The organism is Xanthomarina sp., from assembly GCF_035306705.1.
Lineage (GTDB): Bacteria > Bacteroidota > Bacteroidia > Flavobacteriales > Flavobacteriaceae > Xanthomarina.
The window spans coordinates 1-2,565 of sequence record NZ_DATGNO010000138.1 but is presented as its reverse complement, the minus strand read 5'-3'; the positions used below and the strand labels follow the sequence as shown (position 1 = coordinate 2,565).

The window sequence follows — 2,565 nt, the reverse complement described above, 5'->3', positions numbered from 1 at the left end:
GATTTATCTATCTCACCAGCAGTAAATCTACCCATAGATAGTGCACAAACAACTGTTACCGCAACACCTCCTACAGCACCAGGAGGAACAGGAACGGATGTGTTCATCTTACTTGTAGAGTTTTTCCAAGAAGTTAATGGTACACAATACAGCTTAAATGATGGAGGCTACAATGCCTTGAACATCGTTGATGTTGTCTAAAATCTATTGATCATGGAAAAGAGAAAACAAGACAAGTTAGCATCCGCAGGAAAGCGATGTAAAAAAGAAACACCTCCCTTCTTCAAGAAGCTACGCACAACAGGTTTAATATTGGCCGCAATCGGAACATCGATTGTTGCCGCACCAATTGCACTTCCCGCGATTGCTGTAACGATAGGTGGCTATGTGCTACTTGGCGGAACAGTTATCACCGCTGTAAGTCAAACTGCAGTGAGTGAAGATGAATGTGATCTGGAGGCCCCTAAAAAAAGTAGAATGTTTAATCGGTCTGCTTCAAAATTTAAAGCGGACCACAAAATTTAGAAATATGTCTGAAGAAAAGTGTTTAAATGAAGAATTGTTGGTAAACGTTTCAAAGAGACGACCAAAGTTCAAAGCAGGAACAGAATTAGCAAATTCCGTGAATATGGTTGATGTTGATTCGATTAAAGACGTAACCGAAGAAGCTGAGATTATCAAGATCTCTATTCGGTTGACTGAGAAAACTTGCGTGTAAGCGTAAGTTAAAGATTCAGGTAATAGGCCACCAAGCAGTAATGCCTGGTGGCTTTTTTAATTATAAAAATTAGAAATTATGGAATATACAAATGACAATACAACAATCATTGGAACGGTTTCAGGAACGATATTAAGTATCCTCGCTACTTTTGATATTCAAGACATAATCAAAACAATTATTCTCGCAGCTATAGGCGCAACAGTTAGTTTTTTAGTGACAAAGGGACTGAAATGGATTTGGGGGAGATGGAGGGAGTAGGTATTATGTTTGAAAGCCTATTCGATAATTTTTAAATATGGTTTTATTTATTAGTTTTATGGTAATAAAAACCGGTAAAACTGTACAATAAATATATTTCAAAAATGCTTAATACAGTTTGGCTGGATATATAAAACGTTATGGGCAAGTTAAACAATATAGCGGTTCGAAAAAGGCTAACCACCTACAATGACAGAAAGAACATTTGAGACCAGAGACAAAAAAAACGGGGCGGTGCCGAAAAGCCAAATGAGTAGGATATTTAAAAAAAAATGAAAAATGAAAAAAATAAAACTTTTAACCTTAGGTCTTATGATAGCAGGTACTACCTTGCTTTCAAGTTGTAAAAAAGAAGATATGTCTGAATACGCAAAGAAGGAAGACGTTCAAAACACAGTTATTGAAAATATTGACATCACGATAAAATCATATGAATGGACATGGAATAATCTTTATAACACTTGGGAATACACACGTTCACATGGTTTTATAAATGACGGTGTTTTGGTAGGATATGTAATGAATGGACAAGGAAAACAAGCATTACCTTTCTATGACGCCAATACTGGTATTACCTATGGTTTAGTAGATGCAACATTTGATAATAAAATAATGATTACATATTACGATGGTACGTCTTCATTATCTTCTCCTTCATCAGATGTTTATGTTTATTTGAAAATTATACCTTCCTCTCAAATGAAGCCGAATATTGACTATACGGACTTCGAAGCTGTTGCCGAGGCTCACAACTTTTAGTTAATTATCAACCTTTCGTTTTTTATAATGAAAGGCTGTATTTCTATAAATAATTATAAATGACTATGGATAAAAGCATTCTAAAAGGTCTTAAACTTAATGGCTTTGATAATGAACACGACTCATTTGATGAGACACCATTTTTAAATAATAGAACAGTTGACCTTATTCGACCATTGTTATCTGAAAATCTTTCAAAAACAAAAACAATAAATAAAAGCCATTCCTCATACGGTTTAAAGCATATCGTAGAAAAAAAAATTGGTCAATATGTGACTAATGGTGAGTTAATTTATGCTATGTTCTTAGAAGGTTTTGATATTAAGCGACATAATATTAACTGCTTTTTCAACATTAAATCATCAGAAGTAAAAAAAATGAATCTTTGAACCGAAATCAATGTAAACAAGAAAACCAGCCCATAACCGCAAATAAGCTCAAGCAGGGGTTTTGTGCTTCGTAGGACAGGAAAGTGCTAAAATGGAAATTGAGCTTTTCGTAGCAAATTTAGTGGGTAAACTCCCTGCCTGTGCCTATTTGCAAAACGTTGTGGTACATTAAATAAAAACATATGAATAAAAGCCTTGAAATAGATTTTTTAGCAGTAGGAAACGGGGAAAAAAGTGGTGATGCAATTGCTTTTAGATATGGTGATTTTACTGATCCTAATAAACAAAAAGTTATCGTTATAGATGGCGGGACAAAAGAATCAGGAAAAGAACTATGCACGTTAATTAAAAGTACTTATCATACAAATACAATTGACTTAGTTGTATGTACTCACCCTGATGGTGACCATGCTTCTGGTTTGACTGAGGTTCTTGGAG

At 34.6% G+C, this 2,565-nt stretch carries 6 protein-coding genes and 1 pseudogene; all 7 read left to right on the top strand.

The window, feature by feature from the left end; genetic code table 11:
• Positions 1–201 (top strand): annotated as a pseudogene (locus tag VKY47_RS11215) (hypothetical protein); the annotation flags it as partial.
• A gap of 12 nt (positions 202–213) precedes the next feature.
• Complete coding sequence (locus tag VKY47_RS11210) at positions 214–525, top strand: hypothetical protein (RefSeq protein ID WP_324312866.1); 312 nt, start codon at positions 214–216, stop codon at positions 523–525.
• A 4-nt stretch (positions 526–529) separates the two neighbouring features.
• Positions 530–718: a hypothetical protein gene (locus tag VKY47_RS11205; protein WP_324312864.1), complete on the top strand. Its 189-nt coding sequence runs from the start codon at positions 530–532 to the stop codon at positions 716–718.
• A 78-nt stretch (positions 719–796) separates the two neighbouring features.
• Entirely contained in the window at positions 797–979 is a 183-nt protein-coding gene (locus VKY47_RS11200) for a hypothetical protein (protein ID WP_324312862.1), read from the top strand.
• Positions 980–1,258: 279 nt separating this feature from the next.
• Positions 1,259–1,738: a hypothetical protein gene (locus VKY47_RS11195; protein WP_324312860.1), complete on the top strand. Its 480-nt coding sequence runs from the start codon at positions 1,259–1,261 to the stop codon at positions 1,736–1,738.
• A 65-nt stretch (positions 1,739–1,803) separates the two neighbouring features.
• Positions 1,804–2,127, top strand: coding sequence for a hypothetical protein (locus VKY47_RS11190; RefSeq protein WP_324312858.1), 324 nt, complete (start codon positions 1,804–1,806; stop codon positions 2,125–2,127).
• A gap of 182 nt (positions 2,128–2,309) precedes the next feature.
• Positions 2,310–2,565, top strand: a 256-nt coding sequence (locus VKY47_RS11185) for an MBL fold metallo-hydrolase (protein ID WP_324312856.1), incomplete at its 3' end; no start/stop codon positions are given.

Excerpts from the sequence above, each read along its gene's own strand:
- VKY47_RS11210 (WP_324312866.1), top strand. The coding sequence starts at position 214 with ATGGAAAAGAGAAAACAAGACAAGTTAGCATCCGCAGGAAAGCGATGT.
- VKY47_RS11205 (WP_324312864.1), top strand. The coding sequence starts at position 530 with ATGTCTGAAGAAAAGTGTTTAAATGAAGAATTGTTGGTAAACGTTTCA.
- VKY47_RS11200 (WP_324312862.1), top strand. The coding sequence starts at position 797 with ATGGAATATACAAATGACAATACAACAATCATTGGAACGGTTTCAGGA.
- VKY47_RS11195 (WP_324312860.1), top strand. The coding sequence starts at position 1,259 with ATGAAAAAAATAAAACTTTTAACCTTAGGTCTTATGATAGCAGGTACT.
- VKY47_RS11190 (WP_324312858.1), top strand. The coding sequence starts at position 1,804 with ATGGATAAAAGCATTCTAAAAGGTCTTAAACTTAATGGCTTTGATAAT.